Below are 19,313 nucleotides of genomic sequence, written 5' to 3'. Positions count from 1 at the left end.
ACGGCACAGCCGCACAGGGCGTTGCGCAACGCCAAAGGTCGAGTGTAGTCGCAGCGCGTAGCGCGACTGCCGTCAAGCCCGCCCGGGGCCGACCTCAGGGGCTGCTCAGAGCATGAAGTCGGGGATGCCGGCGGGCAGGATAAATCGGAACCTGGCCCCGCCGCCGGGGGCGCGGTCGACCCGGATCGAGCCGCCGTGGGCCTCCACGACGCCCTTGACGATGTAGAGCCCCAGGCCGGTGCCACCGCGCTTGGAGCCCCGCCAGAAGCGGGTGAAGACGCGCGGCATCGACTCCTCGGGGATGCCGCTTCCTTCGTCGCTCACGGTGACCGCGGTGCCTTCCACGATGCGGGGAGGGGTGCCGGAGCGCTCCCAGACGGGCGCCTCGACGACCTCCTTGGCCGGTGCCACCTCGATGGTGACAGTTCCCTCGCCGTGCCGCACCGCGTTTTCCAGCAGGTTCCCCAGCACCTGGTCGACCTTGTCCGGGTCCGCCCACAGCACGGTCAGCGGCTCGCTGATCCGGATGTCGAAGCGCTCCTCGGGGATCCCGGTGGCGACCTTGCGCTCGACGTGCCGGCGCACCGCGGCCGCCAGGTCGACGACCTGCTTGCGCAGCTCCAGCCGCCCGGCGTCGATCCGGGAGATGTCCAGCAGCTCGGCGATCAGCCGGGTGACCCGGTCCGCGTCGGCGTCCACCGTCTCCAGCATCAGCCGCTTCTGCCCGTCGGTGAACCGTTCCCACTTGGCCAGCAGCGTCGCCGTGAAGCCCTTGACGCTGGTCAGCGGGGAGCGCAGCTCGTGCGCGACGGTGGCGATCAGCTCGGCGTGGCTGCGCTCGGTGCGGCGCCGGGCCTCGGTCCCGCGCAGGGCGATCACCAGGCGCTCCAGCGGCCCCTGGGGCACCGCCCGGACGTACCGGGCGGAGACCAGCACCTCGCGGCCGCCGGGCAGCAGCAGGTTGCGCTCGGGCTGGCGGGTACGGATCGCCAGGCCGCCGTACGGGTCGGTCAGCTGCCACCAGCGGCGGCCGTCCAGGTCCTCCAGCGGCAGGACGTCCTCCAGCGCGCTGCCCAGCGCGGCGTCCGGGAGCACGCCGGTGAGCCGGGCCGCGGCCCGGTTGAAGCGAACCACCCGGCCCAGCGCGTCGGCGACCACCAGGCCGTCCGGCAGGTCGTCCGGGTCGAGCTCGGGTCCGCTGCCGACCATGGGTTGCCTCCCCGATTACCCACCGTGCCGTTCCCCCCACCGAGGCAGACCCTAGCGCCTCCCAGGCCCCCGTAGTAGGGCTTGCAACGTGAGAACGCCGCGCGCCCGGGGCAGATCAGCCGTTCGAGCGGCAGCCGCCGGGCGACCGCTGGGCCCGGGCCGAGGCGTACAGGCAGACGGCCGCGGCGGTGGCCAGGTTGAGGCTCTCGGCGTGCCCGTGGATCGGGACGCGCACGACCTCGTCGGTGAGCGCGCGGGTCTCCTCCGGGAGCCCCCACGCCTCGTTGCCGAACACCCACGCGCCGGGCGCGCCCAGCGTGCCCTCGTCCAGCTCCCGGTCCAGGTCGCGCTCCCCCGCGCCGTCCGCGGCGAGCACCCGGATCCCGGCCGCGCGCAGCTGCCCGACCGCCTCCTCGACCGGCACGCCGACCGCCACCGGCAGGTGGAACAGGCTGCCGACGGAGGCCCGGACGGCCTTGGGGTTGTACAGGTCCACCGAGGCGTCGGTGAGCACCACGGCGTCCGCGCCGGCCGCGTCGGCGGTGCGCAGCACCGTCCCGGCGTTCCCGGGGTCGCGCACGTGGGCGAGGATCGCCACCAGCTTCGGCCGGGCCGCCAGGACCTCGGCGAACGGGGTGTCGATGAAGCGGCAGAGCGCCACGATCCCCTGCGGGGTCACCGTGTCGCAGATGTCGGCGATCACCTCGTCGGTGGCGGTCAGCACCGGCACCCCCTCGGCCAGGGCCGCCTCGACGATGTCCGCGTGCCGCTCGGCGGCCTCCAGGCCCACGTACACCTCGACCACGGCGTGCTCGTCCGTCCCCGGCAGCCGGCCGAACCCGACGGCCTCCCGGACGGCCTGCGGGCCCTCGGCCAGGAAGCGGCGCTCCTTGGTGCGCTGGTTCCGCTTGGTGAGCCGGCGGGCGGCGACGACGCGCGGCGAGCGCAGGGAGGTGAGCAGGGGGGTCTCGGTGGTCGACATGGTCTCGTTCTCTGGGGGCGCCGTCGGCTGACGGAGGCTGACGGAGGCTGGAGGTGGGGGGAACGCAGAACCGGACCCGCAGGAGAGCCTGCGGGTCCGGTCAGAGCTCAACCGATCTCGGAAGATCAGGCGGCGTCGGCGGCAGCCTTCGGGGCGTTCACGTCGGCCGGCAGCGCCTTCTGGGCGACCTCGACCAGGGAGGCGAACGCACCCGGGTCGTTGACGGCCAGGTCGGCCAGCATCTTGCGGTCGATCTCGACGCTGGCGGCCTTGAGGCCCTGCACGAAGCGGTTGTAGGTGATGCCGTTGGCACGGGCCGCAGCGTTGATGCGCTGGATCCACAGCTGACGGAAGTCGCCCTTGCGCTTCTTGCGGTCGTTGAAGTTGTAGACCAGCGAGTGGGTGACCTGCTCCTTGGCCTTGCGGTACAGGCGCGAGCGCTGGCCACGGTAGCCGCTGGCGCGCTCCAGGATGACCCGGCGCTTCTTGTGGGCGTTGACTGCCCGCTTGACGCGTGCCACTTGATTACTCCTTGGGTTGGACCACGGACTACTTCACGTGGTCCGTCATTCGAATGGGTCGGGAAGGATCAGCTGCCCCGCACACGGCTCGCACCGGGCGGGAGGGCGATCACTTGCCGAGAAGCTTCTTGATCTTCTTGGCGTCAGCGGGGGCCAGCTCGACGGTCCCGGCCAGCTTGCGGGTCAGCGTCGAGGGCTTGTGCTCCAGGAGGTGGCGGCGGCCGGCGCGCTCGCGCAGCACCTTGCCAGAGCCACTGATCTTGAAGCGCTTGCTGGCGCCACTGTGCGTCTTCTGCTTCGGCATTTCGCCGTATCTCCTCGTCAGTCCCGTCCACGCCCGCGCGACCTGCGCCGCGCGGGCGTGAACTGGATGGATCTGTGGTGACCGGGCGGGACGCCCCGTCACCCTGGGGGCCGAACCCGGACAGTGAGCCTTGCGGCTCAGGCGCCCTGGGAAGCGGCCGGCTGCTCGACCGGGGCCTCGGCCTCGGCGGCCGGCTCCTCGGCCGGGGCGTCCTGCGCCTCGGTCTCGGCGTCCTCGACCTCGGCGTCGTCGGCCAGCAGGTCGTCGGCCAGCAGGTCGTCGTCGTCCGCGGCGGCGTCGGAGCCGGGGGTCCGGCCCAGTCGCTCGGCCTTGCGGGCGTCCGCGAGGGCGCGGGCCTCGGCCATCGCCTCGGTCTTCTTCTTGTGCGGGCCAAGAACCATGATCATGTTCCGGCCGTCCTGCTTCGGCGAGGACTCGACGAAGCCCAGGTCCTGGACGTCGTCGGCGAGCCGCTGCAGCAGACGGAAGCCCAGCTCGGGGCGGGACTGCTCACGACCACGGAACATGATCGTGATCTTGACCTTGTCGCCCTGCTTGAGGAACCGGACGACGTGACCCTTCTTGGTGTCATAGTCGTGCGGGTCGATCTTCGGCCGGAGCTTCATCTCCTTGATGACCGTGTGCGCCTGGTTCTTGCGCGCCTCACGGGCCTTCATGGCCGACTCGTACTTGAACTTGCCGTAGTCCATGAGCTTGCACACCGGCGGCCGGGCGGTCGCCGCGACCTCGACCAGGTCGAGGTCGTACTCCTGCGCGAGCTCCAGCGCCTTGGCAAGCGGCACGATGCCGACCTGCTCGCCGCTGGGACCGACGAGTCGCACCTCCGGAACGCGGATCCGGTCGTTGATGCGGGGCTCGGTGCTGATGGGGCCTCCTCGGTTGCACCTTCTGCGATGCGGCCGTCGGACGGCGGTCGCACGTAGTGGACTCGACCACTGGGCGGGGCTTCATTCGTGCTGCGCTGCCCGGTACCTCTCGGCACCGCGTGCACCGCGACACGAAAAAAGCCCCGCTCGGTGCAAGCGGGGCTCCACACATCCGGGGGCGGCATCCGGTGAGGGACGCTGCGGGCGACTCGGCGCCTCGGCGCCCGTCGCGGACCGGGACCCGTCGACCGCGAGGCCGATCGGGTGGGAGACTTTCGCGATTGCCCTCTCGGGCCTCCTGGGTGGAGCCTCCACTTGCTGGCCAGGTGCCCATGAGGGAGCCCGGCCGGTCAGTCTCGAAGCTTACAGCGTCGCGCTGTCGAACGCTATTCCGCCCCCGCTCCGCCGGACTCCGGCGCGGCGCACTGCCCTCCCGGCGCGTTCCGGCCCCCTTGTACGCTCCACCTGTACCCACACCGCACGACGGAACGAGCCCCCCTTGAGCAGCGAGCCCACCCAGACCCCCGGCACGGACGACGACGCGATCGGCTTCGACGACCTCACCCGCGACATCGCCGAGGTCCCGGCGGTCGAGGTGATCACCACCGTCGCGGTGCACCTGATGAGCGCGGCCGCGGTCAAGTGCGGTCTGGCCGAGGGCGGCGAGAAGGACAAGGACCTCGACGAGGCCCGCAAGCTGATCACCGCCCTCGCCGGGCTGGTCACCGCCGGCGCCCCGGAGATCAGCAACTTCCACGCCGCCCCGCTGCGCGACGGGCTGCGCTCGCTCCAGCTGGCCTTCCGCGAGGCCTCGCTGGTGCCGGACGCGCCGGGCACCGGGCCGGGCGAGAAGTTCACCGGGCCGGTGTACTCCTGATCGGGATCACAAAGGCTGGCACCTACCAAATTTGGTAGGTGCCAGCCTTTGTGCGTCGTGCCTAGCGCCGGTACAGCGGCTCCCCCGGCAGCTGGGCGCTCGCGGGCAGCACCGCGAGGTCCAGCCCCCGGTCCAGCCGCACCCGCAGCACCGGATCCCCGGCCACCGCCCGGCCGACCCGCTGCGCGGCCTCCTGCAGCCCCGCCTGGTCCAGCGCCGGGTCGAACACCACCGCGAGCACCCCGTCCGAGTCCTCCGCCGGCGCCAGCACCCCGCCGGCCACCTCGGGCTCGGCCGCCAGCAGCGCCCGGACCGCCTCCCGCACGTCCGGGTCCCGGACCGGCGGCAGGTACGGCCGGTTCTCCGCCAGTGCCCGCAACCGGGCGCCCGACAGCAGGAACGGCACCGGCCCGGCCGGATCGATCACCAGGGTGTCGGCGCGCTCGGAGAAGGCGACCATCGCCGCCTGCGGGGCCGCGGTCGGCGCCGGGCGGGCATCGGCCCGCCAGCGGGCGAGCGCCGCCAGTGACGTGAAGGCCGGCAGCGCGCGGCGCCCGTCCGGGGCCTCCAGCACCGGGACGGCCATGTCACTGGACTTGTCGTGCTTGTGCCCGTGCTCGTCCACCTCGACCTCGCCCAGGACGGCCACGATCGGGACCATCAACCGGGTCGGGGTCAGTGCCGCCAGCACCTCGGGCTCCGCCGTACGGTCCTGCGACCAGCGGGCCAGCGCTGCCGTCAGGGCCGCGTCCGCCGTGCCGTCGTCGTCGGAGAAGCCGGGATTCGGGATGCTCTTGCCGACGAACGCCGGGTTGGAGAAGTCTTTGCGGTCCACCCCGCCGACCCTATGCCACCGGGCACCGCCACCCGCATTTCCGTGCACACAACCTCTACCCACCGGTAGCGCGCTGTGGCACCCTGCGCCCATGCCCATCCTCGTTGCGCGCACCCCTGTCACGGACCGGCACCGCTACGACCGGGCCACCGCCCATCTGGACGGACCGGTGGCCGTCGTGGACCTCGCCGCCTTCGACGCCAACGCCGCCGACCTGGTGCGCCGGGCGGGCGGCAAGCCGATCCGGGTCGCCAGCAAGTCCCTGCGCTGCCGGGCCCTGCTGGACCGGGCGTTGGCCGTGGACGGCTTCGCCGGGGTGATGAGCTTCACCCTGGACGAGTCGCTCTGGCTGGCCCGCACCGGCGTGCGCGACGTCCTGCTCGCGTACCCCTCCACCGACCGCGCGGGCTACGCCGAACTGACCGGCGAGCAGGAGCTGGCCGAGCGGGTCACCGTCGTCCTGGACGACCCGGCCCAGCTGGACCTGATCGACAAGGCCCGCAGCGGCGACGCCGAGGTCCGGGTCTGCCTGGAACTGGACACCGCGCTGCACCTGTTCGGCGGCCGGGTCCGGGTGGGCGCCCGGCGCTCACCGCTGCGCACCCCGGAGGAGCTCGGCGCCTTCGCCGAACTCGTCCAGCGCCGGGCCGGGTTCCGGGTGGTCGGCCTGATGGCGTACGAGGGACACGTCGCCGGGGTCGGGGACCGGGTGCCGGGGCGGCCGGTGCGCTCCCAGGTGGTCCGGCTGATGCAGAGCCGGGCCCGGACCGAACTGGCCGAGCGGCGCGCGGCCGTGGTGCGGCGGCTGAGGCAGGTCACCGAGCTGGAGTTCGTCAACGGCGGCGGCACCGGCAGCGTGGAGTCCACCGTCGCCGAGCGGGCCGTCACCGAGGTCGCCGCCGGCTCCGGGCTCTACCAGCCGCAGCTGTTCGACAACTACCGCGCCTTCCGGGGCCGCCCGGCCGCCCTGTTCGGCCAGCCCGTGGTGCGCCGCCCCGGCGTCGGGGTGGTCACGGTGCTCGGCGGCGGCTACCCGGCCTCCGGCCCGACCGGACCGGACCGCGCCCCCGTGCCGTACCTGCCGCCGGGCCTGCAGTACGACCCGATGGAGGGCGCCGGCGAGGTGCAGACCCCGCTGATCGGCCCGGCCGCCGACGACCTGCTGATCGGCGACCGGGTCTGGTTCCGGCACGCCAAGGCGGGCGAGCTGTGCGAGCGCTTCGCCGAACTGCACCTGATCGAGGGGGACCGGATCGTCCGGACCGTCCCCACGTACCGGGGCGAGGGGAAGGCGTTCCTCTGACGGTTCGTCCGGCCCTGCCCTACCGTGGTGGCGACACGACGAACGACGAGGGAGCAGCATGGAAGCCGAGATCGTCCAGCAGATGGTGACGTCGGGTGCCTCTTCGCTGGCCGGGCTGATGGCCACCGCGGCCTGGCAGCAGGTCAGTTCGCGGGTCTCCCGGATGTTCGGGCGCGGCACGGAGGACGAGGCGACCAGCACCGAGCTGGAGGTGATCCGGGCCGAGGTACTGGAGGCCGGCGACGACGAGGAGGCGCTGGCGGACCAGACGGCCGTGCTGCGCACTCGGCTGCGCCGGCTGTTCCGCGAGCACCCGGAGGCGGCGGGCGAACTCCGGGAGATCCTGGCGGAGTTCACCCCCCAGCAGGAGCCCGGCTCGACGTACGTCTACAACACGATCAGCGGCGGCAACAACGGAGACGTGATCCAGGCCGGCACCATCAACACGGTGCAGCGCTGACCTTTCCCCAACCTTAAGCGGGCCCGATGGAACACCTAACCCCGGTGTCCCATCGGGCCTTTGCGCTGCTCGGGCGCCTACAGTCCGTCAATAACCGCATCACGCCGAGCTATTGCCTTATGGTCCAGACCAATCCTACGCTCTGGCCGGGGGTCCGCGATCCGGGCCGGCGGCCCCCGAACGGGCAGGCGTGTCCGCTCCCCCACACCCGCCCGGAACGACGGCCAAGGAGTCCCCACCCCATGTCCATCAAGCGAAGTGCCCTGTCCGTCGGCGTGGTCGGCGCCGCGGTCCTCGCGGTGGCCGCGACCACCGCCGGCACCGCCAGCGCCCACGGCACCATGACCGGCCCGGTCAGCCGGATCGCCGCCTGCTACGCCGAGGGCCCCGAGCACCCGGTGTCCCAGGTCTGCAAGGACCTCGTCGCCGCGAGCGGCACCCAGCCGCTGTACGACTGGAACGAGGTCAACATCGCCAACGCCAACGGCAACCACCAGGCGCTGATCCCGGACGGCAAGCTCTGCTCCGCCAACCGCGACAAGTACGCGGCCCTGGACTGGCCCCGCACCGACTGGCCGGCCACCCCGGTCAGCGCCGGCAGCTTCACCTTCCAGTTCCGCACCACCGCGCCGCACGTCGGCACCCAGACCGTGTACATCACCAAGCCGGGCTACGACCCGACCAAGCCGCTCAAGTGGTCGGACCTCGACCCGACGCCGGTGGCCCAGGTGCAGGTCGACCGCACCGCCACCAACGGGTACTACACCTACCCGGGCACCCTGCCGCAGCGCACCGGCCGCCAGCTGCTCTACATGATCTGGCAGCGCAGCGACAGCCCGGAGGCGTTCTACAGCTGCTCGGACGTCGACTTCGGCAAGTCCGCCAGCGCCGCCGGGGCCCCGGCCGTCTCCTCGTTCGCCGCCCCGGCCGCGCCGAGCGACGCCCAGATCGCCGCCGACGCCCCCAAGTCCACGGTCGCCCACCACGGGCACGGCGGGGACCCGAACGCCCCGGCCGGCCAGCCCCTCCCGACCACCTCGGCGGCCGTGGGCGGCACCTCCGCCACCGGGCCGCTGCTGCTCGCCGGTGCCGCCGCGCTCGGGGTCGGCTGGGCGGGCATGGTGCTCCGGCGCCGTCGCGTCGAGGCTGTTCGACGCGACTCCTGACGCCGGACGACGCGGGGCCGGGCCGGCCCACCCCCGTCCGGCCCGGTTCCGCGGCTCCACCGGCGCCGGCGCCGTGAGGTGAACGGCGACGGCCCGCCCGAAAGGGTTCCTCCCGGGCGGGCCGTCGCGGTGTGAGGAGCGGGGGGGCTCAGGTGGTGGCCGTACCGGAGACGTCCGGGCCGCCGTCCGGGCTGCTGCCGGAACCGGAGCCGCTACCGCTGCCGGAGCCACCGCCCGCACCGGAACCACCGCCCGCGCCGGAGCCGGGGCCGGAGCCCGGCAGGCCGGGCAGGCCCGGGATCTTGCCCTTGAAGTCGGTGATGCCCTTCACGATGGTGTCCATCACGCCGACGTCCGGTGCCTTGTCGGCGATGTCGAAGCCGAAGTGCACCGAGACCAGCGCCTTGCCGTCCGCGGTCGGGAAGACCACGGTCTGGACGTAGCCGCTGTTGCCCTTGGCGGCGTCCACCTTCCAGCGGACCAGGTAGCCGTCCTGGCCGTTGACCTTCACGGCCTCGGACTTGAGCTCCTGGTGGCTGGTGACATCGCCGTAGGAGTCCTTGACGGCCTTGTCGATGTCGGCCTTCGCCGCCGCCTGGGCGTCGGTGCCGCCGCCGCTGATCCGGCCGGTGTTCACCCCGCCGAGGGTGCAGCTGTCGGTGCCGTCCGGGCACTTGTAGGCGCCGATGCTCAGCGCGGCGTAGCCGTCGTTGGTGGTGCCCGCCTGCCAGCCGGAGGGGGTGGGCAGGGTGAGCCCGTTCACCAGGTCGATCGCCTTGTTGGCGCCCGGCCTGGACTTCCCGCTGCCGTTGCCGTTGCCGCCGCCACCGCCGGGGTTGCCGTTCCCGCCGCTCCCGCCGTTGCCACCGCCGCCGTTGCCCCCGTTGGCGCCGTTGCCGCCGCCGCCGAAGCCGGGGAAGCCGAACGGTCCGTCGCCGTTCGGGGCCGGCTGGTTGCGGGCGGCGCTGCGCTGCGGCCGGCCGTTGTCGTGGCCGTCCATCGCCAGGTAGGTGATCCCCGAGCCGGCGCCCAGGCCGAGCACGGCGGCCACGACGGTGGCCACCACCAGCTTGGACGGCTTGCGGCGCGGCTTGCGCGGCAGCTCGCCGGGCGCGCCGGGCATCCCGTAGGCGGTGCCGAAGGGCGGCGGTTCCGGGTAGCGGACCGTCGGGCCGCTGTCCAGGACCTCGCCCTCCAGCACCCTGGGCTGTTCGGCCGTCTCCGGCCCCGGGGCCGCCGCGGCCGGGGACTCCGGCTGCGGGGCGTCCGAGGGTGCGGGCCGGGTGTCGGCCGTCCAGCCCTTGCCGTCCCACCAGCGCTGCGGTCTCGGGTCGCCGGCGTTCTTCGGGTCCGGGTACCACCCGGCGGGGATCTGCTCGCTCACAGAAAGAATCTAAAGGTAGCCGGATAAACGCGAAATCAGCGCAGCCGGGAATTCCGGAGGTTTTCGATGAGATTACGGTGAGAACCCCCGACGGGGCAGGGGCGCGGGCCTACAGCGGGGTGACGTACGCCCCGGAGATGCCGCCGTCCACCAGGAACTCGCTCGCGGTGATGAACGAGGAGTCGTCGCTGGCGAGGAAGGCCACCGCGGCCGCGATCTCCTCGGCCCGGGCGAACCGGCCGAGCGGGATGTGCACCAGTCGGCGGGCCGCCCGCTCCGGGTCCGCGGCGAACAGTTCGCGCAGCAGCGGGGTGTCCACCGGCCCGGGCGACAGCGCGTTGACCCGGATGCCCTCCCGGGCGAACTGCACGCCCAGCTCGCGGGACATCGCCAGCACCCCGCCCTTGGACGCGGTGTACGAGATCTGCGAGGTGGCCGCACCCATCCGGGCCACGAAGCTGGCGGTGTTGATGATCGAGCCGCGCCCGTGCCGGCGCATGTACGGCAGTGCGGCCTTGCAACACAGGTAGACCGAGGTCAGGTTGACCTCCTGGACCTTGCGCCAGGCGTCCAGCCCGGTGGTCAGGATCGAGTCGTCCTCCGGTGGGGAGATGCCCGCGTTGTTGAACGCGACGTCCACGCTGCCGTAGGTCTCGTACGCCTCGTCGAACAGCGCCTCGACCATGGACGGGTCGGTGACGTCGGTGTGCACGAACAGCCCGCCGACCGCCTTGGCGGCCGCCCGTCCGCTCTCCTCGTCCAGGTCCGCGCAGACCACCCTGGCGCCCTCCGCGGCGAGCCGGCGGGCCGCGGCCAGGCCGATCCCGCTGCCCGCGCCGGTGACCACGGCGGTGCGGCCGACCAGGCGGCGGCAGACGATGTCGTCCTGCTCGGTCATGGGGACCGTCACTCCTCGGTGTGGATGGGGACGTTCTCGGTCGGTTCGGTCATGTCCCGCCTCACATCCGTTCGAAGGAGCGGTAGCGCTCCCAGTCGGTGACGGTCCCGTCGTAGGCGGCCTGCTCGACCCGGGCCATGTTCAGGTAGTGCTCGACCACGTCGCCCCCGAAGGCCGTCCGGGCCAGTTCGCTGCCCGCCCACAACTCGGCGGCCTCGCGCAGCGATCCGGGCACCCGGGCGTACTCCTCCACCCCGTAGGCGTTGCCCAGGCAGGGCGCGGGCAGGTCGAGCTTGCGCTGCAGGCCGTCCAGTCCGGCCGCGATCATCCCGGCCACCGCGAGGTAGGGGTTGACGTCGCCGCCGGGCACCCGGTTCTCCATCCGCAGGGCCGGGCCGTGGCCGACCACCCGGTAGGCGCAGGTGCGGTTGTCCCGGCCCCAGGCGACGGCGGTCGGGGCGAAGGAGCCCGGGCGGTAGCGCTTGTAGGAGTTGATGTTCGGCGCGTACAGCAGGCTGAACTCGCGCAGCGCGGCCAGCTGCCCGGCCAGGAAGTGCCGCATGGTGTCGGTCATCCGGCCGTCCCGGTCGGCGAAGGCGGGGGCGCCGACGGCGTCGCGCAGCGACAGGTGGATGTGGCAGCTGTTGCCCTCGCGCTCGTCGTACTTGGCCATGAAGGTGAGCGCGCAGCCCTGTTGGGCGGCGATCTCCTTGGCGCCGGTCTTGTAGACGCTGTGCTGGTCGCAGGTGGTGAGGGCGTCGGAGTAGCGGAACGCGATCTCGTGCTGGCCGAGGTTGCACTCGCCCTTGGCGGACTCGACGGTCAGCCCGGCGCCCGCCATCTCGTTGCGGATCCGGGCGAGCAGCGGCTCGACCCGGGCGGTGCCCAGCATCGAGTAGTCCACGTTGTAGAGGTTCGCCGGGGTGAGGCCGCGGTAACCGCCCAGCCAGGCCTGCTCGTAGGTGTCGCGGAAGACCAGGAACTCCAGCTCGGTGCCGATGTCGGCGCTCAGCCCGTACTCGGCGAGCCGGGCGAGCTGGCGGCGCAGCAGCTGGCGCGGGGCGGCGTCCACGGGGTGGCCGCCGTGCCGGGCCAGGTCGGCGGTGACCTGGGCGGTGCCGGGCTGCCAGGGCGTCAGCCGCAGGGTGCCGAGGTCGGGGCGCATCGCGAAGTCGCCGTAGCCGGTGGCCCAGGAGGAGAAGGCGTAGCCGTCCACGGTGTTCAGGTCGACGTCCACGGCGAGCAGGTAGTCGCAGGCCTCGGCGCCGTTCTCCGCGACCTCGTCGAGGAAGAAGCGGGCGGCGAACCGTTTTCCCTGCAACCGGCCCTGCATGTCGGTGAAGGCGAGCGCGACGGTGTGCACCTCGCCCGCGTCCACCAGGACCCGCAGCTCGTCCAGGGTCAGTGGCGGCCGGGGCCGCGAACCCGCGGGGGCGTTCTCGGGCATGGCGTTCTCGGGCATGCCGAAACCCTCCTCCTCCACGATCACTCTTCGAGATCAAGCGGTCACAGCGAACCGTACGGCCTGCGGCTCACGGGGCGGAAGAGGGCGGACGGGTGTGGCGCGCCGAGGCGCGTGATTGGCGAGGTACCGGACGGTACGGGAGGAGAATGCGCGCCATGGATCGCAGGCCTTTCATCGGTGTCAGCACCTACCTGGTGGACGCGAGTTGGAGCGACTGGCGCGGCCGTCGCGTCGCCCTGGTGCCGGAGCGGTACACCGCCTACGTGCAGGACTCCGGCGGGATCGCCGTCCTGCTCCCGCCCGACGCCCCCGAGCGCGCCCCCGAGGCCCTCGCCCGGCTCGACGCCCTCGTCATCGCCGGCGGACCGGACATCGACCCGGCGTACTACGGGGAACCCGCCCACCCGCTGACGGACGTCGACTCCCCGGAACGCGACGTCTGGGAGGTCGCCCTGCTGCGCGGCGCCCTGGCCGCGGGCATGCCGGTGCTGGGGATCTGCCGGGGCATGCAGGTGCTGAACGTGGTCTGCGGCGGGACGCTGGTGCAGCACCTCCCGGACGTCCTCGACGTGGACGTCCACGCGGGCACACCGGGGTGCTACGGCGCCCACCTGGTCCGCCCGGTGCCCGGCACCCTGGTCGGCGGCCTGCTCCCGGAGACCGAGCTGGAGGTGCCCACCTTCCACCACCAGGCCGTCGACCGCCTCGGCACCGGCCTGCGCGTCAGCGCCCTCGCCCCGGACGGCACGGTGGAGGCCGTCGAGGGCCCCGGCTTCACCATCGGCGTCCAGTGGCACCCCGAACAGGGCACCGACCTCCGCCTCATGCAGGCCCTCGTCCGCGCCGCCACAGCAGCTTCCCTGGACGCGGCCACCCTCGCCTGAAAGTGCGATAACCACCCTTGTCTTGAAAGACAATTGACCGGGCAAGGGCCGTGTTACGTTGCGCACCCGAACCACAAACAGTTGACCCCGGCAGCGCGCCAACGCTCCGGGGTCCGGCACCAGGAGTCGAGCTCCCGATGCGAGTACATCGTACCCACCACGCACGTCACTTCACCGTGTTGCCCAACTCCATGTTGCAGTACAGAAGGTTGAGCTACACCGCCCGAGGCCTCCTCGCCGACCTCCTCTCCCGCCCCGACGGCTGGCACGAGGACGGACGGCACATGGCCGACACCAGCCCCCAGGGGCGCGGCGCGATCCGCAAGGCCCTCAAAGAACTCACCGACGCCGGCTACTACCGCGTCGAACTGGTCCGGCTGCCCGACGGCACCGTCCGCACAGAGAACCACGTCTACGACACCCCGTGGCCGAGCACACCGGCTGCCACCCGTCCGGCACCCGGTGAACCGGCCATCGGCCGCGCAGACCGCCCCGTAGTAAAGGAACCGGAGCAAGCAACCACCCTCCCCCCGCCTCTCCGCGAGGCGGTGGCCGCCCTGTTCCGGGTGATCCGCCCCGAACCCCGCCTGCGGCTGGGTCAATCCGAGGCCGAGCAGCTGGCGCCCCTGGTCGCCCAGTGGCTCCAACGCGGCAGCACCCCGGCCGACCTGGCCCAAGCCCTCCTCCCGGGCCTGCCCACCCCCATCCACTCGGCACCAGCCGTACTCGGTTACCGCCTCCGCCACAAACTCCCGCCACCCCGAACCCCGGAAAGCCCTCCCACTCCCCGCTATGCCGAGTGCAACGAGTGCCGCGACCCCGTCCCCCGGCCCGGCGTCTGCCACGCCTGCGCCGACCGGGCGAAACGCCCCACCACCAACGGCTGCACCGCCTCTGTAACCATCAGAGGCGCCACCCGCGCCCGCACCGCCCTCGTGGCATCTCAGACGTCCAGGGCGCAGACGAAGCCGAGATCGACCAGCCCCTCACTCCGGCACAGCCGGTCGGACGGGCCACCGACGGTGGTCTGCAGCAGCTGGTAGTCCGCGCCGTGCTCCTGCCCCCAGTGCATCGCGGCGCGCCACAGCAGGCGCCCGAGGCCGAGGCCCCGGCACTCGGGCAGGACCCCGAAGTACTGCGGCAGGAGCCTGACTTGACCGATCGGGTCGGACATCGTCTCCATCGGGCCGATCGCCCCGACCACCCGACCATCGCGCACCGCGACCAGGACCGGGCCGACGGTGTCGAGCCTGGAGTTCAGGAAGGCGAACCCCTCGTCGGCGAGATTCGCCGAGAAGTCGTCGAAGGTGCCCGCCACCCCTGCGGCCGCCTCGGACAGGACCCCGATCCCGTCCACGGCGGGAGCGGGACGGTCGAAGCTCCTGAGCTGGACCCGGGTACACGCGGCAGAGGCGTCCGGCCCCTCTTGGAACCACACGACGCGGGCCTTCCCGGCTCCGTGGACGGCGGCAAGCTTGGCGGCTGCCTCCTGGGCTTCGAACAGGTGCCCTCGGGACCCGTAGAGGTGAACGCGTAGGACTCCACGGTCGGTGAGGGTCGGGATCAGGGTTCGTTCCCGGTCCTGGACGATGTCGTTCACCACGACCCACTCGCCCTTGCGATCGGACCATCGCCGGTCCTTGTCGTGCGGAAGGAACTCCCCGGTGCCGGCGACGGCGAACACGTCATCCATCAGCTCCGAGCTCAGGCCCTCGGGGTGCAGGGGGCCGAGCGTCGGCAGGCACGGCACGGACATTCGGGGACGCATCCAGTCCCAGCGGAATCCCATGAACCCACGCTACTCGGCTCCCGCACAGGCCTCAGGCCCTGACGCGAACCGCGCCAGGGCCTGAGCGTTACCGACCGAACGCGATCAGTGCGGGTTGTCGTCGCCCGCGGAGCACGAGCACTTGATCGACTCCATGATGTCGTCCAGGTCAGCCACGGTGGTGATCTCGGTGACCGGCTGGGCGGGGGCCTGGAGGGGCCGCGTCAGGTACGGCAGACGCTGGGACGGGCCGTCACCCGGCAGCGGGCGCCTCGGGGAGAGTTCGACAGCTACAGCGGTCATGGTCATCCTGCTTTCTTGATCCCGTGCTGGCAGTAACTTGCGAGTGGTGCCTTCGCCTCCTGGTAGTGCTTGGCCAGCGGCCGGCACACAGTGCACGACCCCGAGAGCTGGCAGCCGGAGCAGCCACCGGTGCGAAGCATGAGACGGTCGGCGATGGCGCCGAGCCGGGCGAGGCCGTCGATCCCTTCGCCGGGGAGGCTGATCTGGTCGTCACGGCCGATCTTGCAGATGGACACCAGACCGTGCGGGTCGGCGTGGAAGAACGTGTGGCCCGCGTTGCACCCGGCGAACGGTCGTCGCATCCGCAAGTGCTCTTTGGACTGCGCGGTCAGCGACTCGGCGCCGCCGTAGATCGTCGGCGTCATGTTGGTGAAGACGTTGTACTCCAGCCCCCACGACCGGCACAGATCGATCATCGCCTGTTCCTCGTCCGCGTTGCCCTCGGTGACGACGATGCTCATCCGCAGCGGCAGCTTGGCGTGGCGGGCGGCGTTCATCCCCTGGACGAACAGGTCCCAGGCACCCGGGCGCTGCGTCAGTTCGTCGTAACTGGCCTTCGCGGCGCCGTACATCGACACCGTAACCCGGTAGGGCGGGCACTCCCGGAAGAGGCCGAGCAGGTTCTCGCGCCACAACAGCGAGGCGTTCGTCGACACCGTGATCATCATGCCCAGCTCGAACGCGGTCCGGTAGGAAGCCATGAAGTCCTTGTCCACCGTGGGCTCTCCGCCGGTGATCTGGAGCCACAGCACACCGGCTTCGGCCATGATGCGCAGGCAGGTGAGCTTGTCCGCCAGGGCCATGCCCGAGTTGACCTTGAGCCCCAGATAGCAGTGCTTGCAGGCGTAATTGCAGCCGAGGTTGATCTCCCACGACGCCCGGGAGTACCCCCACGAGGAGGGCTGCCGGACCAGCAGGAACTCGGCCAACGGCCGTCCCGCGACATCAAGGTCGGCCCACTGTGCGCCTGCAGCGTCCACGAGCCAGGAGGGGGCCATCTGGGCGGGGTCGTGGACGCGCAGTTCTTCGTAGTCGGCCTGCGGCAGCCGGAGGCCCCCACGGCTACCGGGTCGCACCAACACGTACTCGTCCAGGAATGGGCTGGCGATGAGGTCGTGCACTTTCCCTCCTCTGAGTAATCCGTCAGGCGCCGGAGTGGCGCAGGTGGGCCTCGGCGGCCGATTTGGCGTAGAACCGCCTGATCCGGTCCGAGGAACCCGGAACGCGCACGTACTCGTGCTGCTCGCGGTCGTAGATCCCCCAGCACTCGAGCAGGACGAAGTGGGGGCTCCCGGAGCCGATCAAGCGGATCTCGTACCGGGAGGACCAGGAACGGACGGTCACCATGCGGCCTGTGCCGTCGGCTCGCACTTACGAACCCGCACCCCCGCCGGTGGTTTTGCTGCGTGGACTTGAGCCGCGAAGACGAGCGCGGCGAGTCGCGCATCTCCTGTCACCCCTTCGTCGGGGCACACCTCGAACCACACCACCTTGCCCACATCCACCGGGTGCCAGCCCCAGGAGTGAGCCAGGGCCTTGACCAGCAGAAGGCCGCGGCCGCCGGTGGCCATGTCGTCCGCCGTCTTACTCACCGGCGGGTTCGGGCTGCTGTCCGCGACCTCGACCCGCAGGCGGCTGCCAGTCCACTGGACTGTGACGCGGCAGCGCTCCTGCACGTACTCGATGGCATTGGCCAGCAACTCATCAGCGCACAACTCCACGTCCCGCAAGGCGTTGTCCGTCAACGGAACACGCCAAGAAACGGCGATGAACCGGATCAGTTGGCGCGCAGGCCGGATGGCCGCCGGGTTCGGCTCGACATCCCAGGTGCGCGGCTTCGGGATCGTGGCGGTGTCGATGTAGTTCATTGGTGGGACCGTCTCAGTCGGGTGCTCCGGGCGTCTCTCCGGACGACCACCAGAATCCCGAGACGGCTGCCTTGAGATAAGGCCAGCGCGTGTACCCACGATGGGTAAACTTGCGGTCAGTTATCTCAAGTGACACCGAGCGATGATCCTTCTGCTGCTGGGGGCCGGTCGTGAGTGAGTCATTGGGGTCGTCCGGGCTTCCGCGTCGCCTGCTTGCGGACCCCGAGATGAGGGCGGCCTGCGCGGACCGAGACTTCGCACGGATCTTCCAACTTGCGAAGCGCAGAGCAGGGTTTCACCCTTCACGCATCGCGCGAGCATGTGAGCTGACACCCAGCAGAGTGGGGGAGGTGATGAAGGGGCGGCCGAAGATCACGAACATGGCCGTCATCGAGCGCATCGCGGATGGCTTACGAATCCCCGGTCACATGCTCGGCCTGGCAGACCGCAACTGGGAACGGTCGTCCGCCTCTTGCCACGGGTCACCTGTGACGGTCGGCCCCGTGCCCGCTTCGCAGTCGGCCAGGGATGCGCCGAGCGGGGGTGACCTGAATGACATCCTGGCCATCGCAGCCGGATCCAGAGCCACACCGAACATCCTTCGCTCCCTCCAGGTATCCATCGAGGACTACTGGAGGCGAGACGACCAACACGGCGGTGAGGCACTCCGGCCCGCAGTGATCGGCCAACTCAGGTACGTGACGTGCGTCATGCGGGACACCGCCGACCCGAACTACCGGCACAGTCTCCACGGCATCGCCGCCGAGCTCGCCCGCCTTGCCGGCTGGACGTACTTCGACGCGCGACAGTACAGCGCAGCGCAGGGCTACTTCACCGAATCGCTTCGATTCGCGCGAGACATCGACGACCGTACGTTCGTCGCCAATGTGCTCGCCTGCCTCAGCCTCCAGGCGACATACCAGGACAAGCCGCAGGATGCGATCACGCTCGCCCGGGCCGCACAGGACAACGCGCGCCTCGCCACGGGTACACCAAGGCTGCTGGCCATGCTGTCGATGCGCGAAGCCTTCGGCCACGCAAGTACGTACGATCGGGAGACAGCCCATCGTGCGATCACCGAGGCGCATCACCACTTCGAGCGCATCGCCGATGGCGATGACGACCCTGTCTGGGTTCAGTACTTCGACCACACCAAGCTAACCGTGGACACTGGCATCGTCCTTGGCCAGCTGGGTGAAGCCGGAGCTGCTGAGCCTCTCATCGCCGAAGGATTGCAAGCCGAGCCGATGGCGAACCTCAGAGGGCGCGCCTTCCACACCTTCTGGCTCGCACGCACCCAACTCCAGCAGCGAGAGGTCGAATTGGCATGCGCGACCGCCGGGGAGGCCCTCGCACTCGCGGAGGCTGTCGAGTCCCCCAGGGTAAGGGTCCACCTCCAGGAGTTCCGCCAACTCCTCAGGCCCTACCGGAGCAGCGCCCCGGTCGCGGAACTGTCCGACCGGATCACCGGCATGACCGGGTGATCAAAGGCCGGCCTCGTCCAACAGCACGTACAGCACGCCCACGAGCGTGCCGCTGCTGACGATCTCGCGTCGGTCGATCATGCCGCGCAGCTCGGACAGGGGGACCCACTCGATCCGGTCGGACTCGTTGCGCTCTGTCGGCGGGCCCATGTACTCGACAGCATCAGCCCGGAAGACAAAATGCTCCGAGTCGGTGATTCCATTGGCCGGTTGGGCGTAGATCAGCGACTTGACCTCACCCACCTTCCAGCCTGTCTCCTCAAGCGTCTCGCGGGCCGCCGCCTCTGCCGGGGTCTCGTCCGGCTCGATGAGACCCATCGGGAGTTCCCAGGCCCAGGTGTTGGTGATGAAGCGGTGCCGCCACATCATGAGGACCTGCTTCTGGTCGTTCACTACGGCCGCCACCGCGAGGTGCCGCAGCTTGACCACGTGGTGTTCCCAGCGGTGGCCGTCGGGCTGCTCGATGTCGGCCAGCCACAGGTTGACCCATGGGTTCTCGTAGATCGGACGTTCCCCATGGATCTTCCACTGCATGGCTGAAGCCTCCCTCGATGGACCCTCAGCATCTCAGACATCGGCAACCAAGGCAGCCACTCTCGGCGAATTCGCGTCAGAGTGACGAGAATTGGTGATGGCAACTGACGGCCCCGATGGTCCCGGCCTGAGGTGCACGGCGGTTACTGCGGCGGGGCCCCGGGCAGGCCGGGCGGCGCCG

At 71.1% G+C, this 19,313-nt stretch carries 22 protein-coding genes; 7 read left to right on the top strand and 15 right to left on the bottom strand.

Features of this window, described 5'->3' with window-relative positions; genetic code table 11:
• Positions 1-105: 105 nt before the first annotated feature.
• The 5 genes from ACFXPX_RS35170 to infC all read right to left on the bottom strand — a co-directional run bounded on the left by ACFXPX_RS35170 (position 106) and on the right by infC (position 3,903).
• Positions 106-1,209, bottom strand: a complete 1,104-nt coding sequence (locus ACFXPX_RS35170) for an ATP-binding protein (RefSeq protein ID WP_375890888.1) — start codon at positions 1,207-1,209, stop codon at positions 106-108.
• Between the two features lie 115 nt (positions 1,210-1,324).
• A complete protein-coding gene (locus ACFXPX_RS35165) occupies positions 1,325-2,191 on the bottom strand; it encodes a TrmH family RNA methyltransferase (protein ID WP_380644498.1) in 867 nt (288 codons plus the stop codon).
• Positions 2,192-2,316: 125 nt separating this feature from the next.
• On the bottom strand, positions 2,317-2,712 hold the full coding sequence (gene rplT / locus ACFXPX_RS35160; RefSeq protein ID WP_030055649.1) for a 50S ribosomal protein L20: 396 nt from the start codon (positions 2,710-2,712) through the stop codon (positions 2,317-2,319).
• 109 nt (positions 2,713-2,821) lie between these two features.
• Positions 2,822-3,016, bottom strand: coding sequence for a 50S ribosomal protein L35 (gene rpmI / locus ACFXPX_RS35155; RefSeq protein ID WP_030055648.1), 195 nt, complete (start codon positions 3,014-3,016; stop codon positions 2,822-2,824).
• A 137-nt stretch (positions 3,017-3,153) separates the two neighbouring features.
• Positions 3,154-3,903, bottom strand: coding sequence for a translation initiation factor IF-3 (gene infC, locus ACFXPX_RS35150; protein ID WP_380528973.1), 750 nt, complete (start codon positions 3,901-3,903; stop codon positions 3,154-3,156).
• Positions 3,904-4,402: 499 nt separating this feature from the next.
• Here infC and ACFXPX_RS35145 point away from each other — a divergent pair, with 499 nt between their 5' ends.
• The gene (locus tag ACFXPX_RS35145) at positions 4,403-4,780 is read left to right on the top strand and encodes a DUF1844 domain-containing protein (protein WP_360230223.1); all 378 of its coding nucleotides are present in this window, start codon (positions 4,403-4,405) and stop codon (positions 4,778-4,780) included.
• A gap of 61 nt (positions 4,781-4,841) precedes the next feature.
• Here the strand turns inward: ACFXPX_RS35145 and ACFXPX_RS35140 are convergent, their stop codons facing one another.
• The gene (locus tag ACFXPX_RS35140; RefSeq protein WP_375890885.1) at positions 4,842-5,615 is read right to left on the bottom strand and encodes an SseB family protein; all 774 of its coding nucleotides are present in this window, start codon (positions 5,613-5,615) and stop codon (positions 4,842-4,844) included.
• 91 nt (positions 5,616-5,706) lie between these two features.
• Between ACFXPX_RS35140 and ACFXPX_RS35135 the strand changes: the two genes are divergently transcribed.
• From ACFXPX_RS35135 to ACFXPX_RS35125, 3 genes are all read left to right on the top strand, one after another.
• Positions 5,707-6,918 carry an alanine racemase gene (locus tag ACFXPX_RS35135; protein ID WP_380644497.1) on the top strand — a complete coding sequence of 404 codons (1,212 nt, stop codon included), beginning with the start codon at positions 5,707-5,709 and terminating at the stop codon, positions 6,916-6,918.
• A gap of 58 nt (positions 6,919-6,976) precedes the next feature.
• Positions 6,977-7,378 (top strand): hypothetical protein, encoded by a 402-nt coding sequence (locus tag ACFXPX_RS35130; RefSeq protein ID WP_380644496.1) that lies wholly within the window; start codon positions 6,977-6,979, stop codon positions 7,376-7,378.
• Between the two features lie 242 nt (positions 7,379-7,620).
• Complete coding sequence (locus ACFXPX_RS35125; RefSeq protein ID WP_375890880.1) at positions 7,621-8,544, top strand: lytic polysaccharide monooxygenase; 924 nt, start codon at positions 7,621-7,623, stop codon at positions 8,542-8,544.
• Between the two features lie 148 nt (positions 8,545-8,692).
• Here the strand turns inward: ACFXPX_RS35125 and ACFXPX_RS35120 are convergent, their stop codons facing one another.
• The 3 genes from ACFXPX_RS35120 to ACFXPX_RS35110 form a co-directional block, all read right to left on the bottom strand.
• Positions 8,693-9,928 (bottom strand): DUF2510 domain-containing protein, encoded by a 1,236-nt coding sequence (locus ACFXPX_RS35120; RefSeq protein ID WP_380644495.1) that lies wholly within the window; start codon positions 9,926-9,928, stop codon positions 8,693-8,695.
• 109 nt (positions 9,929-10,037) lie between these two features.
• On the bottom strand, positions 10,038-10,826 hold the full coding sequence (locus tag ACFXPX_RS35115) for a 3-oxoacyl-ACP reductase (protein WP_380644494.1): 789 nt from the start codon (positions 10,824-10,826) through the stop codon (positions 10,038-10,040).
• Between the two features lie 61 nt (positions 10,827-10,887).
• A complete protein-coding gene (locus ACFXPX_RS35110) occupies positions 10,888-12,288 on the bottom strand; it encodes a glutamine synthetase family protein (protein WP_375890874.1) in 1,401 nt (466 codons plus the stop codon).
• Between the two features lie 158 nt (positions 12,289-12,446).
• Here ACFXPX_RS35110 and ACFXPX_RS35105 point away from each other — a divergent pair, with 158 nt between their 5' ends.
• A complete protein-coding gene (locus tag ACFXPX_RS35105; RefSeq protein ID WP_375890872.1) occupies positions 12,447-13,175 on the top strand; it encodes a gamma-glutamyl-gamma-aminobutyrate hydrolase family protein in 729 nt (242 codons plus the stop codon).
• 191 nt (positions 13,176-13,366) lie between these two features.
• Complete coding sequence (locus ACFXPX_RS35100; RefSeq protein ID WP_380644493.1) at positions 13,367-14,218, top strand: hypothetical protein; 852 nt, start codon at positions 13,367-13,369, stop codon at positions 14,216-14,218.
• On the opposite strand, the gene ACFXPX_RS35095 is transcribed toward ACFXPX_RS35100, so the two are convergent.
• The 5 genes from ACFXPX_RS35095 to ACFXPX_RS35075 all read right to left on the bottom strand — a co-directional run bounded on the left by ACFXPX_RS35095 (position 14,119) and on the right by ACFXPX_RS35075 (position 17,114).
• Complete coding sequence (locus ACFXPX_RS35095; RefSeq protein ID WP_380644492.1) at positions 14,119-14,964, bottom strand: GNAT family N-acetyltransferase; 846 nt, start codon at positions 14,962-14,964, stop codon at positions 14,119-14,121. The genes ACFXPX_RS35100 and ACFXPX_RS35095 overlap by 100 nt on opposite strands.
• Before the next feature lie 84 nt (positions 14,965-15,048).
• Complete coding sequence (locus ACFXPX_RS35090) at positions 15,049-15,246, bottom strand: hypothetical protein (RefSeq protein WP_380409893.1); 198 nt, start codon at positions 15,244-15,246, stop codon at positions 15,049-15,051.
• Between the two features lie 2 nt (positions 15,247-15,248).
• Positions 15,249-16,367 (bottom strand): radical SAM protein, encoded by a 1,119-nt coding sequence (locus ACFXPX_RS35085; RefSeq protein WP_380592499.1) that lies wholly within the window; start codon positions 16,365-16,367, stop codon positions 15,249-15,251.
• Positions 16,368-16,389: 22 nt separating this feature from the next.
• A complete protein-coding gene (locus ACFXPX_RS35080) occupies positions 16,390-16,593 on the bottom strand; it encodes a hypothetical protein (protein ID WP_380528936.1) in 204 nt (67 codons plus the stop codon).
• Positions 16,587-17,114 carry an ATP-binding protein gene (locus tag ACFXPX_RS35075; protein WP_380528935.1) on the bottom strand — a complete coding sequence of 176 codons (528 nt, stop codon included), beginning with the start codon at positions 17,112-17,114 and terminating at the stop codon, positions 16,587-16,589. The genes ACFXPX_RS35080 and ACFXPX_RS35075 overlap by 7 nt, the downstream gene beginning before the upstream one ends.
• Positions 17,115-17,494: 380 nt before the next feature.
• On the opposite strand from ACFXPX_RS35075, the gene ACFXPX_RS35070 reads away from it, so the two are divergent.
• Complete coding sequence (locus tag ACFXPX_RS35070; RefSeq protein ID WP_380592501.1) at positions 17,495-18,598, top strand: hypothetical protein; 1,104 nt, start codon at positions 17,495-17,497, stop codon at positions 18,596-18,598.
• On the opposite strand, the gene ACFXPX_RS35065 is transcribed toward ACFXPX_RS35070, so the two are convergent.
• Positions 18,599-19,132 (bottom strand): NUDIX hydrolase, encoded by a 534-nt coding sequence (locus ACFXPX_RS35065; RefSeq protein WP_380528932.1) that lies wholly within the window; start codon positions 19,130-19,132, stop codon positions 18,599-18,601. It lies immediately after the preceding gene.
• Positions 19,133-19,313: the final 181 nt, after the last annotated feature.

Origin of the sequence: Kitasatospora sp. NPDC059146, from assembly GCF_042786665.1 — a bacterium.
In the GTDB taxonomy this organism is placed as follows: domain Bacteria; phylum Actinomycetota; class Actinomycetes; order Streptomycetales; family Streptomycetaceae; genus Kitasatospora.
This window is presented reverse-complemented; position numbering and strand designations above follow the sequence as displayed.